This is a genomic window from Streptomyces sp. NPDC032721 (genome assembly GCF_055579625.1).
The window spans coordinates 57735-83800 of record NZ_JBVIMX010000001.1 but is presented as its reverse complement, the minus strand read 5'-3'; the positions used below and the strand labels follow the sequence as shown (position 1 = coordinate 83800).

General features: G+C 71.7%; 21 protein-coding genes. 16 read left to right on the top strand and 5 right to left on the bottom strand.

The window, feature by feature from the left end; all coding sequences use genetic code 11:
• Positions 1-3: 3 nt before the first annotated feature.
• The 8 genes from ACZ5PB_RS00340 (at position 4) to ACZ5PB_RS00305 (ending at position 6435) form a co-directional block, all read left to right on the top strand.
• Positions 4-111 carry a ribbon-helix-helix domain-containing protein gene (locus tag ACZ5PB_RS00340; protein WP_468686483.1) on the top strand — a complete coding sequence of 36 codons (108 nt, stop codon included), beginning with the start codon at positions 4-6 and terminating at the stop codon, positions 109-111.
• 72 nt (positions 112-183) lie between these two features.
• Complete coding sequence (locus tag ACZ5PB_RS00335; protein WP_468686481.1) at positions 184-312, top strand: LPFR motif small protein; 129 nt, start codon at positions 184-186, stop codon at positions 310-312.
• Between the two features lie 171 nt (positions 313-483).
• Positions 484-1563, top strand: a complete 1080-nt coding sequence (locus ACZ5PB_RS00330) for a M20 family metallopeptidase (protein WP_468688203.1) — start codon at positions 484-486, stop codon at positions 1561-1563.
• The gene (locus ACZ5PB_RS00325) at positions 1560-2390 is read left to right on the top strand and encodes a GNAT family N-acetyltransferase (protein WP_468686477.1); all 831 of its coding nucleotides are present in this window, start codon (positions 1560-1562) and stop codon (positions 2388-2390) included. The genes ACZ5PB_RS00330 and ACZ5PB_RS00325 overlap by 4 nt, the downstream gene beginning before the upstream one ends.
• Positions 2391-2431: 41 nt before the next feature.
• Entirely contained in the window at positions 2432-3496 is a 1065-nt protein-coding gene (menC, locus tag ACZ5PB_RS00320; RefSeq protein WP_468688201.1) for an o-succinylbenzoate synthase, read from the top strand.
• A gap of 178 nt (positions 3497-3674) precedes the next feature.
• Entirely contained in the window at positions 3675-4061 is a 387-nt protein-coding gene (locus tag ACZ5PB_RS00315; protein ID WP_468686474.1) for a bifunctional 3-phenylpropionate/cinnamic acid dioxygenase ferredoxin subunit, read from the top strand.
• A 5-nt stretch (positions 4062-4066) separates the two neighbouring features.
• Complete coding sequence (locus ACZ5PB_RS00310; RefSeq protein WP_468688198.1) at positions 4067-5245, top strand: NAD(P)/FAD-dependent oxidoreductase; 1179 nt, start codon at positions 4067-4069, stop codon at positions 5243-5245.
• A gap of 17 nt (positions 5246-5262) precedes the next feature.
• Positions 5263-6435, top strand: a complete 1173-nt coding sequence (locus ACZ5PB_RS00305; protein ID WP_468686472.1) for an aromatic ring-hydroxylating oxygenase subunit alpha — start codon at positions 5263-5265, stop codon at positions 6433-6435.
• A gap of 11 nt (positions 6436-6446) precedes the next feature.
• On the opposite strand, the gene ACZ5PB_RS00300 is transcribed toward ACZ5PB_RS00305, so the two are convergent.
• Complete coding sequence (locus tag ACZ5PB_RS00300; protein WP_468688196.1) at positions 6447-7193, bottom strand: IclR family transcriptional regulator; 747 nt, start codon at positions 7191-7193, stop codon at positions 6447-6449.
• A gap of 258 nt (positions 7194-7451) precedes the next feature.
• Here ACZ5PB_RS00300 and ACZ5PB_RS00295 point away from each other — a divergent pair, with 258 nt between their 5' ends.
• Genes ACZ5PB_RS00295 through ACZ5PB_RS00265 form a run of 7 tightly spaced genes read left to right on the top strand, consistent with a single transcriptional unit; the run spans position 7452 to position 19255 of the window.
• The gene (locus ACZ5PB_RS00295) at positions 7452-8603 is read left to right on the top strand and encodes a quaternary amine ABC transporter ATP-binding protein (protein WP_468688195.1); all 1152 of its coding nucleotides are present in this window, start codon (positions 7452-7454) and stop codon (positions 8601-8603) included.
• The gene (locus ACZ5PB_RS00290; protein ID WP_468686470.1) at positions 8600-10609 is read left to right on the top strand and encodes an ABC transporter permease; all 2010 of its coding nucleotides are present in this window, start codon (positions 8600-8602) and stop codon (positions 10607-10609) included. The genes ACZ5PB_RS00295 and ACZ5PB_RS00290 overlap by 4 nt, the downstream gene beginning before the upstream one ends.
• Positions 10610-10650: 41 nt before the next feature.
• A complete protein-coding gene (locus ACZ5PB_RS00285; protein WP_468686468.1) occupies positions 10651-11637 on the top strand; it encodes an ABC transporter substrate-binding protein in 987 nt (328 codons plus the stop codon).
• Positions 11638-11692: 55 nt separating this feature from the next.
• Positions 11693-14134 (top strand): GcvT family protein, encoded by a 2442-nt coding sequence (locus ACZ5PB_RS00280; protein ID WP_468686466.1) that lies wholly within the window; start codon positions 11693-11695, stop codon positions 14132-14134.
• Entirely contained in the window at positions 14127-15338 is a 1212-nt protein-coding gene (locus ACZ5PB_RS00275) for a sarcosine oxidase subunit beta family protein (RefSeq protein ID WP_468686465.1), read from the top strand. Before ACZ5PB_RS00280 ends, ACZ5PB_RS00275 begins: the two co-directional genes overlap by 8 nt.
• A gap of 28 nt (positions 15339-15366) precedes the next feature.
• The gene (locus ACZ5PB_RS00270; protein WP_468686464.1) at positions 15367-18657 is read left to right on the top strand and encodes a sarcosine oxidase subunit delta; all 3291 of its coding nucleotides are present in this window, start codon (positions 15367-15369) and stop codon (positions 18655-18657) included.
• The gene (locus tag ACZ5PB_RS00265) at positions 18650-19255 is read left to right on the top strand and encodes a sarcosine oxidase subunit gamma (RefSeq protein ID WP_468686462.1); all 606 of its coding nucleotides are present in this window, start codon (positions 18650-18652) and stop codon (positions 19253-19255) included. The genes ACZ5PB_RS00270 and ACZ5PB_RS00265 overlap by 8 nt, the downstream gene beginning before the upstream one ends.
• 9 nt (positions 19256-19264) lie before the next feature.
• On the opposite strand, the gene ACZ5PB_RS00260 is transcribed toward ACZ5PB_RS00265, so the two are convergent.
• Both ACZ5PB_RS00260 and ACZ5PB_RS00255 read right to left on the bottom strand, forming a co-directional pair.
• On the bottom strand, positions 19265-20935 hold the full coding sequence (locus ACZ5PB_RS00260) for a purine-cytosine permease family protein (RefSeq protein WP_468686461.1): 1671 nt from the start codon (positions 20933-20935) through the stop codon (positions 19265-19267).
• A 217-nt stretch (positions 20936-21152) separates the two neighbouring features.
• Positions 21153-21575 (bottom strand): GDSL-type esterase/lipase family protein, encoded by a 423-nt coding sequence (locus tag ACZ5PB_RS00255; protein ID WP_468686460.1) that lies wholly within the window; start codon positions 21573-21575, stop codon positions 21153-21155.
• Here ACZ5PB_RS00255 and ACZ5PB_RS00250 point away from each other — a divergent pair.
• Positions 21534-22286 carry a hypothetical protein gene (locus ACZ5PB_RS00250; RefSeq protein ID WP_468686459.1) on the top strand — a complete coding sequence of 251 codons (753 nt, stop codon included), beginning with the start codon at positions 21534-21536 and terminating at the stop codon, positions 22284-22286. The two genes, ACZ5PB_RS00255 and ACZ5PB_RS00250, sit on opposite strands and share 42 nt — an antisense overlap.
• A 48-nt stretch (positions 22287-22334) precedes the next feature.
• Here ACZ5PB_RS00250 and ACZ5PB_RS00245 read toward each other — a convergent pair whose 3' ends face one another.
• On the bottom strand, positions 22335-23918 hold the full coding sequence (locus ACZ5PB_RS00245; protein ID WP_468686457.1) for an ABC transporter substrate-binding protein: 1584 nt from the start codon (positions 23916-23918) through the stop codon (positions 22335-22337).
• A gap of 53 nt (positions 23919-23971) precedes the next feature.
• The gene (locus tag ACZ5PB_RS00240; RefSeq protein WP_468686455.1) at positions 23972-26035 is read right to left on the bottom strand and encodes a hypothetical protein; all 2064 of its coding nucleotides are present in this window, start codon (positions 26033-26035) and stop codon (positions 23972-23974) included.
• Positions 26036-26066 lie beyond the last annotated feature (31 nt).

The following is a 26066-nucleotide window of genomic DNA, read 5'->3' as shown; positions in this document are numbered from 1 at the left end:
CGGGTGCGGGAGCTCCGCAACCAGGTCCGTGTCGCGCGCAGCGAGCTCCTCCGGGAAGCGGTCGAGGCAGGGCCGAGGGCTCCGCCCGACCGTGAACGAACGGTCCCTTGACGCCGTGAGCGGCACTCGGTGCCGCTGATCGCGACACAGTTCGATCGCCACGACCAAACGAAAGGCAAACCCATGCTGAAGGCCGTCGCAGATGCTCTCAGGTCCATCGGTGGAGCTGTCGCCACCGTCGTCACCCTCCCCTTCCGCCTGGTCGCCAGGCTCTTCGGTGGTGCGTCCGACACGGCTCGCGGTCGTCACTGAGGCCGCGGCGTTGTTCGCCAGGCCAAGTCCCGGCAGGGTTCTTTGTGTCCTGCGACCAACACTCGCGCCTTCCGCTCTGCCTACGCTGCCCACCGACTTCGGTCGCCACGGCCCGCCCGGGGTGGCGTCCACCCCGTCCCGGAGGAGCCACCCGTGCACCACCTCGATGCGATGCTCGCCGACCTCGAAGAGCTCGTGTGCTGCGAGTCGTTCTCCGCCGACCACGCGGCCGTGGCGCGCAGCGCCCAGGTCGTCGCCGAGCAGGGGCACAGGCTGCTCGGTGCGCGGCCCGAATTCCTGGTGACCCGGGGAGTGACCCATCTGCGGTGGACCTTCGGCACCCCGCGCGTCCTGCTCCTCGGCCACCACGACACCGTGTGGCCGATCGGATCGCTCGCGACGCATCCGTGGTCCGTGCGGCAGGGCATTGCGCGCGGGCCCGGGGTCTTCGACATGAAGGCGGGGCTGGTGCAGATGTTCCACGCGCTGGCCTCGCTGCCCTCCCTCGACGGGGTGTGCGTGCTGGTCACCGGCGACGAGGAGGTGGGCTCGGACACCTCGCGCCCGCTCATCGAGGCCGCCGCCCGCGACTGCGAGGCGGCACTCGTGCTGGAGGCGGCGGCCGGGGGCGCCCTCAAGACCAGCCGCAAGGGCGTCTCGCACTACGAACTCACCGTCCACGGCCGGGCGGCCCACGCCGGACTCGAACCCGAGAAGGGCGTCAACGCCGGGCTGGAGCTCGCCCACCAGCTCCTCGCCCTCGAAGACCTCACCGCCACCGTCACCGCGCGCACCGGCCCCGGGACGACCGTCACCCCCACCCTGATGTCGGCGGGCACCGCGACCAACACCGTGCCCGCCCGGGCCGAACTGAGCATGGACGTACGGGTCCCCAGCGGCGCGGCACAGGACGCGGTCGATGAACTCGTACGTGCCCTGCGCCCCCGCATTCCCGGCGCCCGGCTGGAGATCAGCGGCGGCCCCAACCGCCCGCCGCTGGAGGCCGAGGCCTCCCGGAAGCTCTTCGAACTGGCCGCCGGGCTGGCCGAACGGCTCGGGATGGAGCGCCTCCGGCAGGCGGCCGTCGGCGGCGCATCCGACGGCAACTACACCGCCGGTGTCGGCTGCCCCACCCTCGACGGACTCGGCGCCGTCGGCGACGGCGCCCACGCCGACCACGAACACGTCGAGACCGCCGCGATGCCCGAGCGCGCCCAGCTCCTCGCCCAGCTCGTCGGAGCACTGCGGTGAGTGCCGACGCCGCGCGCGAGATCCGCGAGCTGCGCACCATGGCGGAGTTCGGCGACGTCTGCCGGCTCTACGCCGACATCTGGGGCGCCGACCCCGCCGTCCCCATCGTGCCCGCCGACATCATGCGGGCCCTGGTCCACGCCGGGAACTACGCCGCCGGAGCCTACGAGGACGGCCGTCTGGTCGGCGCCTCCCTCGGCTTCTTCGCCGAACCCGCGGGCACTACCCTGCACTCCCACATCACCGGCGCCCTGGCCGGGCGGGGCATCGGCCTCGCCCTGAAACTGCACCAGCGGCAGTGGTCCCTGGACCGCGGACTCAAGCGGATCACCTGGACGTACGACCCGCTCGTCCGCCGGAACGCCCACTTCAACCTCGACAAACTCGGCGCCCGCCCCGAGCAGTACCTCCGGTCCTTCTACGGCGACATGCACGACGCCATCAACGGCGGTGACGAATCCGACCGGGTGCTCGCCGTCTGGGACCTCGGCATGCCTGTAGGCGACCGGCCGACCCTGCCCCCGGACGTCGCGCGCAGCGTCCGTCAGCAGGACGGCCGTCCCGAAGCCGGGCCGATCGACGCGGAGTTCGTACTCGTCGACCTGCCCGACGACATCGAGGAGCTGCGCCGCACCGACCCCGGCACCGCCCGTGCCTGGCGGCTCGCCGTCCGGCACACCCTCGGCGAACTCCTTGACGGGGGCGGGCAGGTGGTCGGCCTGCACGACAGGCGCAGCTACCTCGTCCGCCGCGCCACACCCCATACACCCCACACCCCGACCCCCGCCACCGCCTCCGCAGACCACCACCCCGGGAGCCACCCGTGACCTCGCTCAAGATCTCCGGCGTCGAGCTGCGGCGGATCGCCATGCCTCTCGTCTCACCCTTCCGCACCTCGTTCGGGACCGAGACCAGCCGGGACGTGCTGCTGGTGCGGGTCGTCACCTCCGAGGGCGAGGGATGGGCCGAGTGCGCCGCCATGTCCGAGCCGCGCTACAGCAGCGAGTACGTGGACGGGGCGCAAGAAGTGCTGCGGAAGTTCCTGGTGCCCGCGCTGCCGAAGGGCCTGGACGTGCACGCCGTGGGCCGCGTACTGGAACCCTTCACCGGCCACCGGATGGCGAAGGCCGCACTGGAGACGGCAGTGCTCGACGCCCAACTCCGGGCTTCGGGCGAGTCGTTCGGGTCGTTCCTCGGGGCGGCGCGCGACCGGGTGCCCTGCGGGGTGTCGGTCGGCATCATGGACTCGATCCCCCAGCTCCTCGACGCGGTCGAGGGGTACGTGGCCGAGGGCTACGTCCGGATCAAGCTGAAGATCGAGCCCGGCTGGGACGTCGAGCCGGTACGCGCCGTACGCGAGCGCTTCGGGGACGAGCTGCTCCTCCAGGTCGACGCCAACGCCGCCTACACCCTGGTCGACGCCCAACACCTCGCCAAACTCGACGAGTTCGGGCTGCTCCTCATCGAGCAGCCGCTCGCCAACGACGACATGGTCCAGCACGCCCAGCTCGCCGGACTCCTGCGGACCCCGGTCTGCCTGGACGAGTCCATCGAGTCCGCCGCGCACGCCGCCGCGGCCATCTCGCTGGGCGCCTGCTCCGTCATCAACATCAAGCCCGCCCGCGTCGGCGGTTACCTGGAAGCCCGCCGCATCCACGACCTCGCGCGCGCCCACGGCATCCCCGTCTGGTGCGGCGGCATGCTCGAAACCGGCATCGGGCGGGCCGCCAACGTGGCCCTCGCCGGGCTGCCCGGCTTCACCCTCCCCGGCGACACCTCCGGCTCGCACCGCTACTTCGCCACCGACATCACCGCACCGTTCGTCCTCGACGGCGGCCACCTGGAAGTGCCCACGGGGCCGGGGCTCGGCGTCGAACCGCTGCCCGATCTGCTCGACGAGGTGACCACCTCCAGCGAGTGGATCGCGCTCTGAGGCGTCGGCGAAACAGGGGCTGGCGCGGGGCCCGAAACAGGGTCCGGAGCGGGACCCGAAACAGAGGCCAACTGTCCTGATTCCGGACGCCTTTGGACGCCTTGACAAGGGTTTGGGACCGCCTCCAGACTGTCGTTGCGCGTCCCGCGACCTGTTTCGCCATACGCACCGAGGTGTCATGATGATTCCCGCGTGCCTTCTCGTGGATCTGCCGCGAGGCGAGGCCCATCGGCTCGACATCGATCCCCCCGTAACGGTGTTCCACACCGAGGACGGCGAGCTCTTCGCCGTCGACGACACCTGCACCCACCAGGACGCCTCGCTCGCCGACGGCTGGCTGGAGGGGTGCGAGGTGGAGTGCCCGTTGCACGCCTCGAAGTTCGACCTCAGGACCGGAGCCGTTGACGCTCCGCCGGCCAAACGCCCGGTCCGTACCCATCAGGTCCTCGTCGAGGACGGAACGGTCTACGTCAGGCTCTCCGCCGAGGCGCCCCCGCCCCGCTCGCAGCCGCCCCGCCCGCAGCCGTCCTGCGTCGTCGCCCGGCTCGCCGGGGAACCCGCGTGAGGACCGTGCGGACGGTGGCCGTCGTGGGCGCCTCGCTGGCCGGTCTCTCGGCGGCCCGCGCGCTGCGCCAACAGGGCTACGAAGGAAGGCTGTTCGTCATCGGCGACGAGCCGCACCGCCCCTACGACAGGCCACCGCTGTCCAAGGAGTTCCTGACGGGCGGTGTCACGGAGGCCGATCTCGCACTGGAGGCGGACGACGAGGACCTGGCCGTGGAGTGGGTGCTCGGCGTACGGGCGACCGGGCTGACCACGACGGGCGCCCACGGCAGCGGCCGTACGGTGCGGCTCGCCGACGGACGGGAGGTCCGCGCCGACGGCATCGTCCTGGCGACCGGAGCCGCCGCCCGCGAACTGCCGGGCACCGAAGGACTCGCCGGAGTGCACACCCTGCGCACCCTGGACGACGCCCGCTCGCTGCGCGGCCAACTGGCCCCGGGCGGAAGGCTCGTGGTGATCGGCGCCGGGTTCATCGGCGCCGAAGTGGCCTCCACCGCCCACGCCCTCGGGCTCGACGTGACGGTCGTCGAGGCGGCGCCGACACCCCTCTCGGGGCCGCTCGGCGAAGCCATGGGAGCCGTAGTCTCCGCGCTCCACACCGACCACGGCGTACGGCTGCACTGCGGCGTGGGCGTCAAGGGGCTGAGCGGGGAGCGCCGGGTCGACGCCGTGCTCCTGGAGGACGGCCGGAGCGTCCCCGCAGACCTCGTGGTCGTCGGCATCGGGGCGCGGCCCTGTGTCGACTGGCTCCGGGGGAGCGGGGTGGAGCTCGACGACGGGGTCAAGTGCGGCCAGGACGGCCGCACCCGGCTCACCGGTGTGGTTGCGGTCGGGGACTGTGCCTCGTGGTACGACCCGTGGACCGGGGCACACCGCAGGGTCGAGCACTGGACCGGTGCGCGGGAGCGCCCCGCCATGGCCGTGGCGGCGCTGCTGTCGGGCGGGACGGCGGAACCCGGCGTGCCCAGGCCGCCGTACTTCTGGTCGGACCAGTACGGAGTGAAGATCCAGTTCGCCGGCCGTGCGGCCGGTGCCGACAGCGTGACGGTCGAGGAGGGCGCGCCGGACGACCGCAGCTTCCTCGCGGTCTACCGCAGGGGCGGGCGGCCCGTCGCCGTGCTCGCGATGGACCGGCCCCGGTCGTTCACGCGCCTGCGCAAGCAGCTCACCGCAGCGACCACCTGACACCCGAGGAGCCCGCCGTGACCTCGAACAGCCTGCCGGACAGCCTGATCGCCACGCTCCCCGGCTCCTCCTACACGGACCCGGGGATCTTCGCCCAGGAGCAGGAGCACATCTTCGAGTCGCTGTGGTTCTGTGCCGTGCGCTCCGCCGACCTGGCCGGCCCCGGCGCCTTCAGGACCGTCGACGTGGGCCGCGAGAGCATCCTGGTCACCCGCGCCAGGGACCGCTCCGTACGCGCCTTCTTCAACGTCTGCCGGCACCGGGGGGCCAAGCTCTGCACCGAGGCGGCCGGCGAGGTCAGGCGCGCCTTCCAGTGCCCGTACCACGCCTGGACGTACGGACTGACCGGCGAGCTGATCGCGGCGCCCAACCTCACCGGCATGACCGGCGTCAGCCGCACCGAGTACGGGCTGAACCACGTGGCCACCCACGAGTGGCTCGGCTACGTGTGGGTGTGCCTCGCCAAGGAGCCGCCGCCCTTCGACGAGGTGGTACGGGAGGTCGTCGCCCGCCTCGGCGACACCGAGTCCATCGAGCGCTACGACGTGCCGGGACTGGAACTGGGCAAACGGATCGTCTACGACGTCCGGGCGAACTGGAAACTGATCGTCGAGAACTTCATGGAGTGCTACCACTGCGCCACCATCCACCCCGAACTCACCGAAGTGCTCCCGGAGTTCGCCGCCGGGTACGCCGCCCAGTACTACGTCGGACACGGCGCGGCCTTCGACGACGGGGCCAAGGGCTTCACCGTCGACGGCTCCGAGGGGCTGGACCGGCTGCCGGGGATCTCGCCGGACCAGGACCGCCGCTACTACGCGATCACCGTCAGGCCGCAGGTGTTCGTCAACCTCGTCCCCGACCACGTGATCATCCACCGGATGTTCCCCATGGCCGCGGACCGTACGGTCGTCGAGTGCGACTGGCTCTACCTGCCGCACGTCGTCGCGGGCGGCCGCGACCTCAGCCGCTCCGTGGAACTCTTCGACCGGGTCAACCGGCAGGACTTCGACGCCTGCGAGCGCTGCCAGCCCGCGATGAGCTCGCGGACGTACGCCGCGGGAGGCGTGCTGGTGCCCAGTGAGCACCACATCGGCGAGTTCCACCAGTGGGTGCGGCAACGGCTGCGCCCACCAGGCGAGTTGACGGAGCTCGCAGGCACCCCTGTCGCGTCCGGCACCACCGGATAGCCGCGCCGCGCTCAGCCCAGGAAGCCCATCCGGTGACTGATCTCCTCCGCACCCGTGATCAGGACCGGGGCCAGGTCGTGCATCCGTTCCTCGGTGAAGCGGTACGAGGGCCCCGACGCGCTCAGTGCCGCGACGACGGCTCCGTCCCGGTCCCGGATCGGCGCCGCGATGGCGTGCAGCCCGACCTCCAGCTCCTCCACCGTCCACGCGTAGCCGCGCTCCCGCGCCTCGGCGAGGTTCTCCTCCAGCTTCGCCCTGGAGGTCAGGGTGTGCGGGGTCATCCTCTTGAGGCCGACCTCGGAGAGCAGTTCGGCGCGCTCCCCGGCGGGCAGATGGGCCAGCAGGATCTTGCCGCTGGAGGTGGCGTGCAGCCGGGTCAGATGGCCCACCCAGTTGTGCGCGGCGACGGCTCCCGGGCCGCGCACCTGGTACAGGTTGATCGCGTAGGTCTCCCGCATCACCGCGATGTTGACGGTCTCGCCGAGCTCCTCGGCGAGCCGCTCGCAGACCGGCCGCCCCTGCTGGGTGATGTCTATCCGGCCCGTGACCGCCCCGGCCAGCCGGACGATGCCGAAGCCCAGCCGGTACTTCCCGCGCTCGCCCGTCTGCTCCACCAGACCGCGCGCCTCCAGCGCGCCGAGCAGCCGGAACGCGGTCGACTTGTGCACATCGATCTCGGCGGCCACCTCGCTGACCCCCGCCTTTCCGCGCTGGGCCAGGATCTCCAGCACGCTGATGGCGCGGTCGACGGACTGCACCCCTCCGGCCTGGCCGCCGCCGGGCTGCACGCCGTCGGACTGCGGACCCGAACTCTCCGTATCGTGACTGTAGTTGCTCACAGCGAAACCATACGCGCGGTGCACAACGGCATCTCGATCCCTCGTGTCGTCCTCGTGTTGTCGCCGGTCGCCGACCCCTTGACGTACGTGCGCCCGTTCGCCAGGGTGTTCCACCACAAGCAATACGGTGCACGATGCGCAACGGAATTCTCGCGAAGGGCTCCGTACGTGGCTGACCTGTATGTGGACGGCGAGGGACGCGACCGCGCGGCCCCCGGGCAGCGGCACGGCACGCTCCAGGATTCGGCGTATCCCCCGGTCATCTCCGTACGCGAGCTGTGGAAGGTGTTCGGGCCCAGGGCGGAACGGGTGCCGGACTCCGAGGAGTTGCGCGGGCTCGGGCGCCGCGAGCTGATGGAACGTACCGGATGCACCGTCGCCCTGCGCGACGTCGGCTTCGATGTCGCGCCCGGCGAGGTCTTCGTCGTCATGGGCCTGTCCGGCTCCGGGAAGTCCACGCTGGTGCGCTGTCTGACCCGGCTGATCGAACCCACCGCCGGAGGAATCGTCGTCGAGGGCGAGGACATTCGCAGCGCGGACCGAGGACGGCTGCGCGAGCTGCGCCGGGAGAAGTTCTCCATGGTCTTCCAGCACTTCGGCCTGCTGCCGCACCGCCGGGTGCTCGACAACGTCTCCTTCGGCCTGGAAGTACGGGGCACCGGCAAGGCGGAACGCGCCCAACGGGCCCGCGAAGTCATCGAGTTGGTCGGGCTCCGCGGCTACGAGGACTTCTTCCCCGACCAGCTCTCCGGCGGCATGCAACAGCGCGTCGGGCTCGCCAGGGCACTGGCCGGCGACCCGGACGTACTCCTCTTCGACGAACCGTTCTCGGCGCTCGACCCACTGATCCGCCGCGACATGCAGAACGAGGTCATCCGGCTGCACCACGAGGTCGGCAAGACCATGGTCTTCGTCACCCACGACCTCTCCGAGGCGCTCAAACTGGGCGACCGCATCCTCATCATGCGCGACGGACGGACCGTCCAGTGCGGTACGGGCGACGAACTCGTCGGCGCTCCCGCCGACGACTACGTCCGCGACTTCGTGCAGGACATCCCGCGCGGAGACGTCCTGACCCTGCGCTGGATCATGCGCCCGCCGGACCCCGAAGACCCGCTGGACGGACCCGAGTTGGGCCCTGACGTGGTGATACGGGAAGCGACACGGGCGGTGCTCGCGGCGGAGCGCCCGGTCAAGGTCGTCGAGAACGGCCGACTCCTGGGTATCGTCGGCGACGAGGAGATCCTCGCAGTGGTCGCGGGACAGGGGACGGGCGGGAACGCGGGCGCGGACAAGGGTGCCGGGCGTGGCGGGGGCGGTCCGGTATGACCGTTGCGCCGGAGAGGCCGGGGGAGTTGGGGGTGCGCCCGGGGGAGAAGGCCCGGTCCTCGGCGAGCGGGCGGCGGGTCAGTCGGCGCATGGTGGTGGCGGCCGTCGTCCTCGGGTGGCTGGTGCTCTTCGCCCTGCTGCGCGGGAAGCAGACCCTCACCCTCGCCGCGGCGGACCTCACCGGTCTGCACCGCTGGTTCAACGACCTCAACGACTCGATCGGCGCCGACCGCAACTCCAACCCCCTCTTCCTCTACTTCTTCAACGAGATCCGCCTCGTCATCGACAGCCTCGTGACCTTCGTGCAGTCGCTGATCTCCCAGCCCACCGACAGCCGCCCGCTGCCGCAGATCGGCTGGCTCGGCGTCGTCGGGACCGCCGGATACGTCTCCTGGGCCGTGGGCAACTGGAAGGTCGCCCTCCTTGCCGTGGCCGGGTTCACCCTCCTCGGGCTCCAGGGGCTGTGGGTGGAGAGCATGGACACCCTGGCGCTGACCCTCTCCGCCGTGCTCGTCGCGCTCCTGATCGGGATTCCGCTCGGGGTGTGGGCGGGGCTCTCCGACCGGGTGCACCGGATCGTGACGCCCTTCCTGGACTTCATGCAGACGATGCCGACCTTCGTCTATCTGGCCCCGCTCACGCTCTTCTTCCTCATCGGCCCGGCCTCCGCCACCATTGCCACCCTGATCTACGCGGCCCCGCCCGCCATCCGGATCACCGCGCACGCCATCCGCTCCGTACCCGCGACCACCGTGGAGGCGGCCGAGTCGATGGGCTCGACGCGGGGGCAGACGCTGCGCAAGGTGCTGCTGCCGATGTCCGCGCGGACCGTGGTGATGGGGATCAACCAGACCATCATGGCCGCCCTCGCCATGGTCACCATCGCGGCCCTGATCGACGCGCCCGGCCTCGGCAAGACCGTGGTCACCGCCCTCCAGTCGCTGGACGTCGGCACCGCGTTCAACGCCGGTCTGGCCATCGTCGTCATGGCGATCGTGCTCGACCGGGTCACCACCGCCGCGAGCGTCAGGAGCCGGGCGGTCTGGGGGCCGGCCGGGCGGTTCGGCAAGAAGTGGCGGCGGACGCTGCTGGTCGCGGGCGCGGCGGTGACCGCCGTCCTGGTGTACCTCTCGCACACCTACGTATGGGCGGCCGAGTTCCCCGGCCGGGGCGGCACCGGCAGCACACTCGCCCGTACCGCCGACGACGTGACCGCATGGGCGCAGGACAGCCTCTCGGGAGTCACCAACGGCTTCCGCGACGCCGTCACCGTCGGCCTGCTCAACCCCTTCCAGGCCCTGCTCACCGACTCCCCGTGGTGGCTCGTCGCCGCCGCTCTGGTCGCCCTGGGCACCGTGGTCGGCGGCTGGCGCGCCGGGGCCACCGCCGCCGTGTGCGTGGGGCTGCTGCTCGGCACCGGCATGTGGTCGGACGCCATGACGACACTGGCGTCGACCGTGGTGGCCACCCTCCTGGTGATGGCCGTCGGGGTCGTCCTGGGCGTGTGGATGGGGCGCAGCCGACTGGTGGACCGGCTGCTGCGGCCGACCCTGGACGCCGCACAGGTGATGCCGCCGTTCGTCTACCTCGTACCGTTCCTCGCCCTGTTCGGCGCCACCCGCTTCACCGCGATCGTCGCCGCCGTGGTCTACGCGGTGCCGGTCGCGACGAAGATCGTCGCGGACGGAGTACGCGCCGTGCCCGAGACCACCGTCGAAGCGGCCACCGCCGCCGGATGCACCACCTGGCAGACCGTCACCAAAGTCCAACTCCCCATGTCCCGCGCCGCGTTGACGCTCGCCACCAACCAGGGCCTGATCTACGTCCTGTCGATGGTCGTGGTCGGCGGCCTGGTGGGGGCCGGGGCCCTCGGCTACCAGGTGGTGGCCGGATTCTCGCAGGGGCAGCTGTACGGGAAGGGACTGGCGGCGGGACTCGCCATCGTCCTGCTCGGCGTCATGTTCGACCGGATCACCCAGGCAGCGGCCCGACGGACAAGCACATGAAGTGCATCACGCGACGTACAAGTACATAAGGAGTACTGACCATGGCGAAGCGAATACGACAGTGGCAGCTCGGCGCGGCCTCGGCCGCGGTCCTCGGCCTGACCCTCACCGCCTGCGGCGGCGCGAAGGTCGGCGACACCGCGGGAAGCACCGGAGGCGCGAAGAGCCCGGGCGGCGCGGGCAAGTGCGGCACCTTCAACATCGCGATCAACCCATGGGTGGGCTACGAGGCCAACGCCGCCGTCGTCGCCCATGTCGCGCAGCACGACCTCGGCTGCAAGGTCGTCAAGAAGAGCCTCAAGGAAGAGATCGCCTGGCAGGGCTTCGGCACCGGCGAGGTCGACGTCGTCCTGGAGAACTGGGGCCACGACGACCTCAAGAAGAAGTACATCACCGGCCAAAAGACCGGTGTCAACGCGGGCCCCACCGGCAACAAGGGCGTCATCGGCTGGTACGTACCCCCATGGCTCGCCAAGGCGAACCCCGACGTCACCGACTGGAAGAACCTCAACGCCCTCGCCAAGAAGTTCGTCACCTCCGAGTCCGGCGGGAAGGGCCAACTCCTCGACGGGGACCCCTCGTTCGTCACCAACGACGAAGCCCTGGTGAAGAACCTCAAACTGGACTTCAAGGTCGTGTACGCGGGCAGCGAGGCCGCGCTCATCCAGGCCTTCCGCAAGGCGGAGAAGAACAGGGAATGGGTCATCGGCTACTTCTACGAGCCGCAGTGGTTCCTGTCCGAAGTGCCCCTGGTCAAGGTCGATCTGCCCGCCTACAAGAAGGGCTGTGACACCGACGCGGCCAAGGTGGCCTGCGACTACCCCGTCTACGAACTCGACAAGATCGCCAGCGCGAAGTTCGCCGCGTCGGGCAGCCCCGCGTACGACCTGGTGAAGAAGTTCAACTGGACGAACGAGGACCAGAACGCGGTGGCCAAGTCCATCGCCGTCGACAAGATGTCGCCGGAAGCGGCGGCGAAGAAGTGGGTCGACGCCAACCGGGCGAAGGTCGACGCCTGGATCAAGTGAGTCGCCCGCCGGCAGGGCGGGTCGAGCGGAGAGCTACGAGCCGGGAGGTGCGGCGATGGCAGGACCCCGAGTGGTCATCATCGGAGCGGGAGTGGTGGGAGCGGCGCTCGCCGACGAGCTCTCCGCACGCGGCTGGAGCGAGGTGACGGTGGTCGACCAGGGGCCACTGCCCGCCGCCGGGGGATCCTCGTCGCACGCTCCCGGACTGGTCTTCCAGGCGAACGCGTCGAAGACGATGACCGGGCTGGCCCGCCGCACCGTCGAGAAGTTCCGCTCCCTCGACGTCGACGGGCAGCCCTGCTTCCTCCAGGTCGGCGGCCTCGAAGTGGCCACCACCCCCGAGCGGCTCGCCGAACTGCACCGCCGCCACGGCTGGCTCACCGCCTGGGGTATCGACTCCCAGGTGGTCGACGCCACCGAGTGCGTCCAACGGCACCCGCTGCTCGCCCCGGCCAGGGTGCTCGGCGGCCTCCTCGTACCGACCGACGGCCTCGCCAGGTCCGTCCTCGCCGTCGAGGCCCAGCTCCGCAGGGCCACCGCGCGCGGCGTCCGCGTCCTCGACCGCCACGAGGTCCTCGACCTCACGCGGGCGGGGGGCCGGGTGACCGGCGTCCGCACCGACCGGGGCGAACTGCCCGCCGACCTCGTCGTGTGCTGCGCCGGAATCTGGGGCCCGAGGATCGCCCGCATGGCGGGCACGAACCTCCCGCTCACCCCGCTCGCCCACCAACTGGCCTGGACGGGACCCGTACCGGCCCTGGCCGGCCAGACCGAGGAGGCCGTCCGCCCGATCCTGCGCCACCAGGACGCCGACCTCTACTACCGCGACTGCCACGACCGCCTGGGCATCGGCTCCTACGGGCACCGCCCGATGCCGGTGTCCGCCGACGACATCCTGTCGGTGGACACCGCCGACGGCATGCCGTCCGTCCTGGAGTTCACCGAGGACGACTTCGCGGACGCCTGGGCCGAGACCCGCTCGCTGCTCCCCGCGACCCGGGAAGCCAAGATCGAGGAAGGCATCAACGGGCTCTTCTCCTTCACCACCGACGGATTCCCGCTCCTCGGCGAATCCCCTGACCTCCGCGGCTTCTGGGTCGCCGAGGCCGTCTGGGTCACCCACTCCGCCGGAGTCGCCCAGGCACTCGCCGAATGGCTGGTCGACGGCCACTGCGGCTCCTTCGACCTCCACGAATGCGACCTCAACCGGTTCGAACCCCACCAGCTCGCCCCGGAGTACGTCCGCGCCCGCGCCTGCCGCAACTTCACCGAGATCTACGACATCCCGCACCCCCTCCAGCCCCCGGGCGACCCACGGCCACTGCGCACCACCCCCTTCTACGCCCGCCAGCAGGAGCTGGGCGCCCACTTCCTGGAGGCGGGCGGCTGGGAACGACCGCAGTGGTACGAGTCCAACTCCCGCCTCCTGAAAGGCCGTTCCATCCCCGAGCCCCATGCCTGGGCCGCCCGCCACTGGTCACCCGTCGTGGGCGCCGAAGCACAGGTCACCCGGGAGACCGTCGCCCTCTACGACATGACCGCCCTCAGGCGCGTCGAAGTCGCGGGACCGGGCGCCGCCGCGTTCCTGGAACGGCTGTGCACCGGCAAGGTCGACAAGTCGGTCGGCTCCGTGACGTACACCCTCCTCCTGGACGTCGACGGCGGCATCCGCAGCGACATCACCGTCGCCAGGCTCGCCCACGACCGCTTCCAGGCCGGCGTCAACGGCAACCTCGACCTCGCCTGGTTCACCCGCCACCTGCCCGCCGACGGCACGGTCCAGGTGCGCGACCTCACCCCCGGAACCTGCTGCATCGGCCTGTGGGGCCCGCTCGCCCGCGAGGTCCTGCAACCACTCACCGAGACGGACTTCTCGGCAACCGGACTGAAGTACTTCCGGGCTACGCGGGCCCACATCGGATCCGTACCCGTCACGGCCATGCGGCTGAGCTACGTCGGGGAACTCGGCTGGGAGCTCTGCACCACCGCCGACCTCGGCCCCACGCTGTGGGACACGCTGTGGCGGGCGGCCGGGCCGCTCGGCGGAATCGCCGCCGGCCGGGGCGCCTTCAACAGCCTTCGCCTGGAGAAGGGCTACCGCGCCTTCGGCACCGACATGACCTTCGAGCACGACCCGTACGAGGCCGGAGTCGGTTTCGCCGTGAAATCCGGCAAGACGGACTTCATCGGGAGCGCGGCCCTGGAGCGGCGCAGGACGCGGGTACGGCGCAGGCTGGCCTGCCTCACCATCGACGATCCGCATGACGTCGTCATGGGAAAGGAACCGGTGTACGACGGCAACGGCCGCGCGGTGGGGTACGTCACCAGCGCCGCGTACGGCCACACCATCGGCAAGGGCATCGCCTATGCCTGGCTTCCCGCCGAACTGGCGGTCCCTCAAACCCCGGTGAGCATCGGCTACTTCGACCGCCGAGTGGCGGCAGTCGTCGCCGAGGAGCCCCTGTTCGACCCGGCGATGGAGCGACTCCGTGCGTAGCGCCAGACACCCTGACCGGCTGTGGCGTACGCCCGAGCCGCGGCGGTCGTACGACGTGGTCGTCGTGGGCGGCGGCGGACACGGCCTCGCCACCGCCCACTACCTGGCGAAGAACCACGGCATCACCGACGTCGCCGTACTGGAGAAGGGCTGGCTGGCGGGCGGCAACATGGCCCGCAACACCACCATCATCCGCTCCAACTACCTCCGGGACGAGAGCACGGGCATCTACGAGCACGCGCTCAAACTGTGGGAAGGACTGGAGGAGGAGCTCGACTACCCGCTGCTCTTCTCGCAGCGCGGCGTGCTGAACCTCGCCCACAGCCTCCAGGACGTCCGCGACAGCGTGCGCCGGGTCGAGGCGAACCGGCTCAACGGCGTCGACGCGGAGTGGCTCGACGAACGGCAGGTGAAGGAGGTCTGCCCGATCGTCGACACCTCGCCGGACGTGCGCCACCCGGTCATGGGCGGCACGTTCCAGCCGCGCGCGGGCATCGCCAAGCACGACCACGTGGCCTGGGGGCTGGCCAGGTCCGCCGACGCCGCCGGAGTCGACCTGATCCAGGACTGCGAGGTGACAGGGCTGGACGTGGTGGCCGGCCGGGTGGTGGGCGTACGGACCTCGCTCGGGCCGATCGCGGCGCGGAAGGTGGCGCTGTGCGCGGCGGGGCACACCTCGGTCCTCGCGGGCATGGCGGGCATCGAACTGCCCTTGCAGACACACCCGTTGCAGGCGTTGGTCTCGGAGCTGCTGGAGCCGGTGCACCCGACGGTCGTCATGTCCAACGCGGTCCATGTGTACGTCAGTCAGGCGCACAAGGGCGAGCTGGTGATGGGCGCGGGCATCGACCCGTACAACTCCTACGCCCAGCGCGGTGCCTTCCATGTCATCGAGGAGCAGATGGCGGCGGCACTGGAGCTCTTCCCGGTCTTCGCGCGCGCCCATGTGGTGCGGACGTGGGGCGGCATCGTCGACATCACCCCCGACGCGTCGCCGGTCATCGGGCTCTCACCCGTCAACGGGCTCTATTTGAACTGTGGTTGGGGCACCGGCGGGTTCAAGGCGACCCCGGCGGCCGGGTGGTGCCTCGCCCACACGATCGCCCACGACGCGCCGCATCCGCTGAACGCCCCGTTCTCGCTCGACCGCTTCACCACCGGCGCGCTCGTCGACGAGCACGGCGCGGCCGCCGTCGCCCACTAGAGCGCCCACAAGAGAGGGGGTTGAACCCATGCTGCTGATTCCCTGCCCGTGGTGCGGGCCCCGCGACGAAGCCGAGTTCCACTACGGGGGACAGGCACACGTGCCGTACCCGGAGGACCCGGCGGGCCTGAGCGACGCGGACTGGGCCCGCTACCTCTTCTTCCGGGCCAACCCGCGAGGCCCGTTCGCGGAGAGCTGGTGCCATGCGGCGGGCTGCCGAAGGTGGTTCCACGTGGTGCGCGACACGAGGACCAACCAGGTGCTGGCCGTGTACCGGCCGGGGGACGCGCGCCCGGCGGACTCGCGCGGGGACGAGGCGGGTGGCCCCCAGCCGTTCCGCCTGGCCACCGGCGGCCGGGTCCGGCGCGACGAGCCGCCCCTGCGCTTCACCTTCGACGGTACGGAGTACACCGGCCTGCGCGGCGACACGCTCGCCTCCGCACTCCTCGCCCACGGCGTCGTCCACACCGCCACGAGTATCACCCTGGGCCGCCCGCGCGGCATCTTCTCGGCGGGCGTCGAGGAACCCAACGCCCTCGTCCAGATCGAAGCGCCCTTCCCCGAACCGATGCTCCCCGCCACCACCGTCGAACTCCACGACGGCCTGGTCGCGGGCGCTCTCGCAGGCCGGGGGCGGCTCGCCACCACCCCGGATCCGGCCCGCTACGACGCCGTCCACGTCCACTGCGACCTGCTCGTGATCGGCGCGGGCCCGGCCGGACTCGCCGCCGCGTCGGCCGCCGCACACAGCGGCGCCCGCGTCGTACTCGCCGACGGCGGAAGCGAGTTGGGCGGCAGCCTGCTGGGCACGGGCGAACTCCCCGGCTGGGTAAGGGAGACCGGGGCACTGCTCGCCGCCGCACCCGAGGTCCGCGTGCTGCTCCGCACCACCGTCTTCGGCCACTACGACGACAACCACCTCCTCGCCGTCGAACGCCGCACCCACCACCTCGGCGCCGACGCCCCCGCCCACGTCTCCCGCGAACGCGTCCACCGCATCCGCGCCCGCCGCGTCGTCCTCGCCACCGGCGCCCACGAACGCTCGTTCGCCTTCGCCGACAACGACCGCCCCGGGGTGATGCTCGCGGCCTCCGCCCGTACCTATGTCCACCGCTACGGCGTACTGCCCGGCCGCCGCGCCGTCGTCTTCACCGCCAACGACAGCGCGTACGCCGCCGCGCTGGACCTCGCGGCGGCCGGGGCGGAGGTGGCGGCGATCGTCGACGCACGCGCCGACGCGGGGGAGTGGGCGCGGCGGGCCCGCGCGGCGGGCATCGAGGTGCTGACGGGCCACGTGGTCACCGGTACGGAGGGTGGCGCGGCGGGCCGAGCGGAGGGTGGCGCGGCAGGCGGCACGTCGGGCGGTACGGGCGGCGGCGCGTCGGGCGGTCCGGGCTGCGGCGCAGCGGGCGGTACGGCGGGCGGCGTGGCAGGCGGAACGCCCCCCGCCGCGGCCCGGCTGACCGGTGTCACCGTCGCCCCGTACGGCCGGAAGGCCACCGCCACCCCCACCCCGAGCCCCGCCCACCGCGAGTTCGCCGCCGACCTCCTCCTCGTCTCCGGCGGGTGGAACCCCGTCACCCACCTCTTCAGCCAGGCGGGCGGCGCCGTCCGCCACGACCCGGAGCTCGGCTCCTTCGTCCCCGACACCTGCCGTCAGGCCGTCGAAGTCGCGGGCAGCGCCAACGGCGTCCTCGACCTGCCCGGCGTCCTCGCCCAGGGTGCGGCCGCAGGCGCCCGGGCGGTCGAGGCCGAGGGGTATACCGCCCGGGCGCCCCGCCTCCCCCGAGTGAGCGCCGAACCGCACACCCCCGCCGCGCACCTCTTCCTGGTGCCGGACGACGACGCGCCGGGTCACGAGCGTGCGCCCCGTTTCGTCGACCTCCAGCGGGACGTCACCGTCGACGACCTGGCCCGCGCCACCGGCGCCGGGCTGCGCTCCCTCGAACACACCAAGCGCTACACCACCGCGGGCACCGCCAACGACCAGGGCAAGACCTCCGGCGTCCTCGCCGGTGGCGTCGTCGCCGAACTCCTCGGGGTGGACGTCTCCGCACTCGGCACGACCACCTTCCGGCCGCCCTTCACCCCCGTGTCCTTCGCCGCCCTCGCGGGACGGCACCGCGGCGCCCTGCACGACCCGGTCCGCGTGACCGCGCTGCACGAGCGGCACGTCGCGCACGGCGCCGTCTTCGAGGACGTCGGCCAGTGGAAGCGGCCCCGCTACTACCCCCGCCCCGGGGAGGACATGGCGGACGCCGTCCTGCGCGAATGCGCCTCGGCCCGTACCGCCGTCGCGCTCATGGACGCCTCCACCCTCGGCAAGATCGACGTCCAGGGACCGGACGCCGCCGTTCTCCTCGACCGGCTCTACACCAACCTGATCAGCAGCCTCAAGGTCGGCATGATCCGGTACGGCGTCATGTGCAACCCCGACGGGACGGTCTTCGACGACGGCACCGTGATGCGCCTGGCCCCCGACCGCTTCCTGCTCACCACCACGACCGGCAACGCCGCCGCCGTCCTCGACCGGACGGAGGAGTGGCTCCAGACCGAGTGGCCCGGGCTGCGCGTCCACTGCACGTCCGTCACCGAGCAGTGGGCCACCGTCGCCCTGGCCGGACCCCGCTCCCGGGACGTACTGGGCACCCTGGCACCGGAGTTGGCGGTCGACCGCGACAGCTTCCCCTTCATGGCCTGGCGCGCGGCGGCCGTCGCCGGGCTCGCCGCACGGGTCTGCCGCATCAGCTTCTCCGGCGAGCTCGCGTACGAGATCAACGTGTCCCCCTGGCACGCCCACACCCTCTGGGACGCGCTGCGCGCCGCCGGTGCCCCGTACGGCATCACCCCGTACGGCACCGAGACCATGCACGTCCTGCGCGCGGAGAAGGGGTACCCGATCATCGGCCAGGACACCGACGGCACCGTCACCCCGTACGACCTCGGCATGAGCTGGGCGGTGTCGAAGAAGAAGCCCGACTTCATCGGCAAGCGGTCCTTCGCCCGCGCCGACGCCGTCCGCCCCGACCGCAAACACCTGGTCGGGCTCCTCCCCGACGAACCCGGCACCCTCCTCCCCGAGGGCAGCCAGCTGGTGGCCGACGCCCAACTGCCAGCCCCACCAGTGCCGATGCTCGGCCACGTCACCTCCAGCTACCGCAGCGCCGCCCTCGGCAGGACCTTCGCGCTCGCCCTCGTCAAGGGCGGCCGGGAGCGGGTCGGGCAGCGGCTGTACGCACCGGTGGCCGGGTGCATGGTCCCGGTGACCGTGGCGAGTCCCGTCCTGTACGACCCCGAAGGAGCCCGCCGCGATGGCTGACACCGCCCTGGGCCGCAGCCCCCTGGCCGGCGGCCCCGCCGACCGCCTTGCCGCCGCGACCCGTACCTCCAAAGGGGAGGTCCGGCTGGCCGAACTCCCCTTCCTCGGCCAGGTCGACGTACGCCTCGACGCGAAGGGCCCGGCAGCGGACGCCGCCGGGCTCGCGCTGGGGCTCGCCCTGCCGGTCGAACCCAACACCCTTGTACGGCAGCGGGAGTTGGCAGCCCTGTGGCTCGGGCCCGACGAGTGGCTGGTGGTCGGGCCGCCCGGGACAGGACCGGACCTGGAGGGCCGGATCCGGGCCGCCACCGACGGCGAACCCGTCGCCGTCACCGACGTGTCCGCCCAGCGCACCACCCTCCTCGTCGCGGGCCCCCGCGCCCGCGACCTGCTGGCCCACGGCTGCCCGCTCGACCTGCACCCCCGCGCCTTCGGTGCGGGCCGGTGCGCGCAGACCACCCTCGCCCGTACCCAGGTCGTGCTGGTGGCCAGGGGGGAACCCGGCGGCGGGTTCTGGGTCCTGGTGCGCGCGTCCTACGCCGGATACCTGGTGGACTGGCTGCTGGACGCGGCGGCCGAGTACCTCTGGAGCCGCTGACCGGTCGGTTCAGTGCGGCTGCGCCGGCAGTACGTGCCTGCCCTCGCGGTCCGTCGACAGGCACAGCGAGCAGATCACCCCGCCCACGGCGCTCGCCAGGACGTCGGGCCGCTCGAAGGGCTGCTCGCAGACGACGCAGTCGTACGTCGTCGCGCTCGGGTTGCCGTCCGCGTCGAGCAGCGGCTCCTCGATGCCGTCGTCCGTGCGGCGCAGGTAGTAACGGCCCTTGGTGAGGACGGCCATGGCGGGCGTCAGGAGCACGGCCACCACCACCGCGACCAGCGGCGAGTACGGCTGGAGGGCGTCGCCGAACAGGCCGAAGTACACGGCGATGGACAGCAGCGAGGACGCCAGGAAGGAGACGAGGCCGACCGGGTTGGCCGCGTACAGCATCCCCCGGCGGAACTCGGGCTGCTTCGGCGACAGCTTCAGGAGGTACTTGTTGACGGCGATGTCGGTGGCGACGGTGACGACCCAGGCCATCGCGCAGTTCGAGTAGAAGCTGAGGACGTTGTTGAGGAAGGCGAACATGTTCGCCTCCATCAACACGAGCGAGATGCCCAGGTTGACCAGCACGAACACGATGCGGCCGGGGTAGTGCTTGGTGACCCGGGTGTACGAGTTGGTCCAGGCGAGCGAGCCGGAGTAGGAGTTGGTGACGTTGATCTTGACCTGGCTGAGCACCACGAGCAGCAGCGCGAGCGGCACAACCAGCCAGCCCGGCATCAACTGCTTGAACGCGGCGGTGAATTGCTCGATCGGCTCGACGGCCGCCGCCACGCCCACCGCGTCCACGATGTACACCGCGAGGAAGACGCCGATCGCCTGCTTCAGCGCGCCGAACACCACCCAGCCGGGACCGGCGAGCATCGTCGCGGTCCACCAGGAGCGCTTGTTGGAGTCGGTCTTGGGCGGCATGAAGCGCAGGTAGTCGATCTGCTCGCCGATCTGCCCCAGCAGCGAGAGGCAGACGCCCGCACCCAGCATCACGGCCGCCGTCGAGATCCCCGTACCGCCCGAGCTGCCCTCGTACGACAGGAACCGGCCGACCGAGTCCGGCTCCGTCGCCACGACGTACACCAGGGGAGCGACGATCAGCACGATCCACAGCGGATTCGTCCACGACTGGAGCTTGGTGAGCGCCTTCATCCCGTATATGACGAGGGGGATGATGACGACGGTGGACAGCGCGTAACCCGCCCCAAGCGGCATCCCCAGCGCGAACTTGAGACCCTGCGCCATGATGGCGCCCTCGGTGGCGAAGAAGATGAAGGTGAAGCTGGCGAAGATGACGCTGGTGATCACGGAGCCGTAGTAGCCGAAGCCGGATCCACGGGTGATCAGGTCCAGGTCGAGGTTGTAGCGGGCCGCGTAGTAGGCGAGCGGGATGCCGGAGACGAAGATGACGGCGGCGGCGACGAGGATCGAGAGCAGGGCGTTGCCGGTGCCGTGGGTCATGCCGATCCCGGCACCGATGGAGAAGTCGGCCATGTACGCGATCCCGCCGAGCGCGGAGGCGCCGACCACGGCGGGGGTCCAGCGCCGGTAGCTGCGCGGAGCGAATCGGAGGGTGTAGTCCTCCAGGGTCTCCTGAGCGGCCGGGCGGCCCGGCTCAGGGGCGGAGGGAGTGGCGGATGGTGCGTGCCCGGGCTCGACGGCGGGGGTCTGATCGACCGTCACGGTGTCTCCAGGGGGAGGGTGGGGGCTGGGAGTTGGCTCGCGGGGCGCTGGTGCGGGACCCGTGGGCCGTGACGGTAGGGGGCGGGTGTTTCGGGGCCCGGCTCGGTGCGTAACACACGTATTTCGGGGCGGGGTGGGTGCGTGGGGGGATGGTGGTGGTGGGGGAGGGGCCCGTATACGGGCCCCTCCCCGAGCTGACGGCCGGTCGGAGAACCGGTCAGGCGACCAGGCGGAGCCAGGCCTTCGTGAGTGCCGCGTGGCTGGCCGGGGTGGGGTGCACGCCGTCGGCGCACCAGTGCTCGGGGGCGGTCTTCGCCGAGAGGGTGGCGAACAGGGTTTCTGCGGCGAGCAGTTGGGCTCCGTACTTGCGGGCGAGGTTTCGTACCGCCGCGATCTTGGGGTTCAGGTCCGCGCGCCACTCCTTGCGTTCGGCCTCTCCGACGAGTGCGTGACCCGCCTGGATGGTGCCCCGGACCGGCAGGAGGAACGGCTCGATGAGAATCAGTTGCGTGCCCGCCTCGGCGAGGGGTGCGAGCAGCCGGTCGTAACCCGCTTCGAACTCCGTCGCCGGGATCACCCGGCCCTCCGGGTCCAGGGTGTGCCAGCCCATGTCGTTGACACCGACCAGGAGCGACAGCACGACCTCGACGGTGCGCTGGCCGACCTGGACGAAGCCCAGCGGCTGGTCGGCGAGTTCGGGTCGGTCGGCCTCGGCGACGCGGTCTTCATCGACCTGCGCCGCATCAACCTCTCCGTACGGCTCGACGACCCCGCACGGGCCGCCGCCACGATCCCCGCCGCGCGGGAACGCGTGCTGCGCTCCTCGTCCCCCGAGATGGCGATCGTCGTCGACGCGCTGGAGGCCGGGCTGTGGGTGCGGCACGGCGAACCCGACCGGGCGCGCGAGCTGATCGAGTCCGCCGAGCGGGCGCTGGCCGAGCAGTTCCCGCACGCGGGCGGCCACGGGCAGGCGATGACGGGCATGGTGCGGGCCGCGCTCTGCGTGGAGCTCGGCGACGGACCGGGCGCCGAGGACGCGCTGCGCCGCGCCCATGCGGCGGCGGTCGCCAGCAAGGACATGCCGATCCTGGCCGCGGTGGCGGTGACCGTGGCAGGGCTGGCCGCGCTGTACGGGCAGTACCGCGAGGTGGCCGTCGTCCTCGGCGCGGCGGCCAGGCTGCGCGGGGCCCACGACCGCACCGAACCGCAGGTCCGCGCACTGGGCCGGCGGGCCAGGACCGCACTCGGCGACGGACCCTTCGACGAGGCGTACCGGATGGGCTGGGAGCTGGACACACAGGCAGCCCTGCAACGGACCGACCCGGCGCGGCTGCGGCGCACGGCGGGCTGAGGACTCTCCTGGGCCGGGCCGAGGACTGCCGTGGGTCCGGCCGCCGCCCTACTGTCCGGCGTCCCGCTCCGTCAGCGGTTTCCCGCCCTGCGCCGACACCGCGAGCGTGGAGACCCGCCCATCCGCCGAGATCTCGATTATCGGCACCGCCTTCCGCTCCGGCGAGCCGTCCCGGCCCAGCGAGATCATGCCGCTCGCACCGCGCACCGTCTCCGGACCGTGCAGCGAACGCCAGATCTGGATGACCTCCGAGCCGCTCACCGTCCCGTTGTTGTTCTCCGAGTTCTCCGCCACCATGCGGATCCCGGCCACCGCGGTGAGTACCGCGTCATGGCCCATGATGGCCTGTCCGTCATCCAGCGCCTCCTCCTTGAACTCGTTGCGGAACCGCCCGTCCGGACCGAACGACGGCATCGCCGCCCCCGGGTAGACCTCCGGCCGCAGCTGCCAGCTGCCCGGGTGCGCGAGACCCGTGTAAACGAGCCGCACGTTGCCGGTCTCCAGGGTGTCCTTGATGTCCTGGAACCCGGCCGCCTGAGCCGTCTGCGAGGCGTCGTCGCCGGAGATCACCAGCACCTGGCGGTCGTCCCGGCACGGACGGTCCTTGAGCGGCGCCAGGAAGCGGGGCAGGTCGACGCCGCGGCCCGCGAAGTAGATGACGTCCGGTTTGGCCGCGCAGATCGTCGACATCCGGGTCTTGAAGGCGGTGGCCACCCCGTCCTCCGCCGAGTTGTACATCTCCGGCTCCCCGGCCAGCCGGTCACGGGGCAGCGCGGCCAGGAACTTGCCGCCCAGCGTCCGCGTGTAGTGGTCGTTGGGACTCTCGTCCTGCACGACCAGCACCCGCTTCTTCCGATACTCCTTCTGCTGCAGGAACGCGGCGGCGGCCGATGCCTCGTCCGAGTTGACCGGTGCGACCCGCACGAGGCCCGGCACCTGGGCGAGCGTGTCAGCGGTCAACACCGAACCCACGGCAGCGAGTTGAAGCCCGCCGGTGGACGTGGGAGCGGTGATCCGCCGGATCACTCCCTCGGTGGCCCGGGTACTGGTGCCCAGCCCGGCCACCGCGACGATGCGCTCCTGCGCAGTACGCTTTCGGATCTGCTCCAGCGTGGCGTCGGCCTGCGCCGCGCTGCTGCCGAGGTGTCCGAGAAGCAGCTTGATCTTCGGGCTGTCGCCGTACTTGTTGGTGCGGTTGGCCTCCATCTGCGCCGTGTACGCACCCTGGATCTCGTGCCGGATCGAGTCGGGCGTATTGGTGTCCTTGTCCTTCGGCACCATCGACATCAGATAGACGATGCTGACGTGGCTCACTCCGCCCTTCCGCGCCGACTCCTTTGCGACGGCGGCGTTCTCGGTGTGGATCCGCTCGAAGAGCGACCCGAGGTTCTTCCCGTCGAAGTGGTGCGAACCGTCGGTCACGCCGACACACGCGCCCTCGACCCGCTCGACGCCCGTGGCGCACGACGTGTCCACCGGCGGATCCGGCCACAGCCACCACACCAGGCCACCCGCCACCAGGGCGACCAGCGCCACGGCGGAGAGGGCGTTGCCCGGCCAGCGCCGCCACCACGGAGGCAGCTCGCCCACCCAGCCGGAGCGGCGCTCCCGGTTCCCGCGCAGCCACCCCATGGGCGGACTCCTCTCGCTCAGCAAATCGATGGATCAATGAAATTGACGGCACGTCAGTCGGTGTACCGGGCCGCCTCGTCCAGCAGGGTGTCCGCGTCCGCGTCCGCGACGGCCGCCACCTGCCGCAGCTTCGCGCTGATCTTGTGGTTCAGCTCGGGGCGCCCCAGCGGCAGCCGGTTGCGCGGATCACCCGCCAGCCACAGCGCCGCGCACAGCTCGGCCAGCGGTCTGCCGAGCCGTTCGTCGTCGTACGCGGCCGGGGCCAGCTCGCGGGCGATCTCGCTCGCCTGCCGCTGCGGGACCGCGTCCGACAGCCACGCCGAGTACATCGGCGCCGCCGTCACGTGGTACAGCTCGCGCAGCCACGGCACCAGGTCCGCGCGCGCCACCCCGGCCGTGAAGTGGTCGACCACCACCTGGAGTTCGCCCTTCGCGAGCCGGTGGTAGAGGCCGTCCAGCGGCTGGTGGTGGCGCTCGTGCCAGGTGGCGAGGAGCTCGTGCAGCCGCCGCCAGCCCTCCAGGGATCCGCACGCCGGATCCGTCAGCCGGTCGAGCAGCAGCAGCCGCAGCCACGGATGCAGCACCGGCTGCGTGTCGAACGTCGAGTCGACGGCGCTCTCGCCCCGGCTGCCCGCCTGCGGCAGCAGATACCCGGACGGGCCGCGCCCGCCCCGGGTGTGCGCGTCCTCCGGAACCCGCCGCGACAGCCAGAGCCGCTCGCGCAGCTCCCGTATCACCGTGTCCCTGGCGTGCTCGGGCTGATCGTTCAACAACCCGGCGTTGACCGCCGACTTGGGGGTGCGGGCGGCAGCCATCAGCAGGGCCGCCGCCTGCTGGTCCTCGGTGAACCCGGCGAGCAGCCTGGCCCGTACGACATCGGTCAGCGGCACCCCCAGACCCGGCGGACGCACCGCCAGCAGCCCGCGCAGATCACTCTCGGCCGGACCGCCCGAGCGCAGCTCCGCCAGCACCTCGTGCAGGGTGCGCACGCTCCACGGGTGCCCGTACGTCAGGCGGTGGATCAGCGGGGTGGTGGCGGGCAGCACCCACGGCTCCGGGGGCCCGGTGTGCCGGGCGGCGCGCTCTCTCTCGTACCGCGTGGCCTCAAGCCCGACCTCGACCTCGTCCAGGTCGCGCAGCCGCACCGGACACCACCAGTCCGGCGGCGCCGCGTCCGCGCGCGGGTTCCACGCCCGGTACGACAGGTCCTCGGGCAGCCGGATGTGCGGATCGCCGGGCGTGCCGTCGCTGGGCCCGGGAACGGCGCGCGTGGACGCGGCGGTGGCGACGATCAGCAACGGGTCGTACACCCCCGAACGGGCCTTCTCCGCGCGTAGCCCGCACAACGTCTCCAGGAAGGCGGTGACGTGCGGACGGCCGATGTTGTCCAGCAGGGCGAGGCAGTTGTAGAGCCGGCCACGGCCGCCGAACGAGGCGGTGAGGTCGTCGAGGAACACCTCGCACAGCTCCCGGTCGACGAAGTCCGCATCGGCCTCGACACCGCTGCGGTGGCGCCGGTTGAGCTCTATCAGGGCGTCGATGCCCTCCTTGGCGCTGCCCCGCCCGTAACCGACCAGCGCCCGGTTGAGGGCGGTGGCCACCGGGAGGTGGGTGAAGCCGCGCACCAGCAGCCCGGCGGCCAGTTCCAGGTTCGGCACGGGGGAGAGGCCGAGGTCGTCGATGACCCCGCCGGCCGTCTCGGCGGCCTGGACCGCGGCGCTGCTGCGGGCACTGCTCAGCGCCGTCTTGAGCTGTTTGCGGGCGGCGTCGCGGTTGTCCAGCGGCAGATCGCGCAGATTCAGCGCCAGCAGGCCCAGCATCAGCCGGGGGAAGCGCGGCGGGCGCACCCGCGAGTGCTTGCGGGCCAGCAGGAACGCCAGGTGCACGGCCATCTCGTACGGCCGCTGGACGGGCAGCGGCGCGTAGTCGATCCGGGCGGTGATACCGCTCGCCGCCTCGCGCCCGAAATGGTCCAGGGCGTACGTCCTGCCGCTGCCGGGCCGCCCGAGCAGCACGAGTACGGGCAGCGGCCGGGCCGCGTCCCGCTGCCAGCAGTCCCGTACGAACGCGGCGATCTCCGCCTGGCCGGCGGGAGTGGTGCTGGAGCCCTGGGACATCCGGTCTCCCTGTGGCAGGAGTGATCGCGGA

What these genes read in the sequence shown, in the direction of transcription:
- ACZ5PB_RS00290 (WP_468686470.1), top strand. Translation starts at nt 8,600, where the DNA reads ATGACCGTTGCGCCGGAGAGGCCGGGGGAGTTGGGGGTGCGCCCGGGG.
- ACZ5PB_RS00335 (WP_468686481.1), top strand. Translation starts at nt 184, where the DNA reads ATGCTGAAGGCCGTCGCAGATGCTCTCAGGTCCATCGGTGGAGCTGTC.
- ACZ5PB_RS00285 (WP_468686468.1), top strand. Translation starts at nt 10,651, where the DNA reads ATGGCGAAGCGAATACGACAGTGGCAGCTCGGCGCGGCCTCGGCCGCG.
- menC (WP_468688201.1), top strand. Translation starts at nt 2,432, where the DNA reads ATGCCTCTCGTCTCACCCTTCCGCACCTCGTTCGGGACCGAGACCAGC.
- ACZ5PB_RS00270 (WP_468686464.1), top strand. Translation starts at nt 15,367, where the DNA reads ATGCTGCTGATTCCCTGCCCGTGGTGCGGGCCCCGCGACGAAGCCGAG.
- ACZ5PB_RS00315 (WP_468686474.1), top strand. Translation starts at nt 3,675, where the DNA reads ATGATGATTCCCGCGTGCCTTCTCGTGGATCTGCCGCGAGGCGAGGCC.
- ACZ5PB_RS00265 (WP_468686462.1), top strand. Translation starts at nt 18,650, where the DNA reads ATGGCTGACACCGCCCTGGGCCGCAGCCCCCTGGCCGGCGGCCCCGCC.
- ACZ5PB_RS00280 (WP_468686466.1), top strand. Translation starts at nt 11,693, where the DNA reads ATGGCAGGACCCCGAGTGGTCATCATCGGAGCGGGAGTGGTGGGAGCG.
- ACZ5PB_RS00330 (WP_468688203.1), top strand. Translation starts at nt 484, where the DNA reads ATGCTCGCCGACCTCGAAGAGCTCGTGTGCTGCGAGTCGTTCTCCGCC.
- ACZ5PB_RS00240 (WP_468686455.1), bottom strand. Translation starts at nt 26,035, where the DNA reads ATGTCCCAGGGCTCCAGCACCACTCCCGCCGGCCAGGCGGAGATCGCC.
- ACZ5PB_RS00245 (WP_468686457.1), bottom strand. Translation starts at nt 23,918, where the DNA reads ATGGGGTGGCTGCGCGGGAACCGGGAGCGCCGCTCCGGCTGGGTGGGC.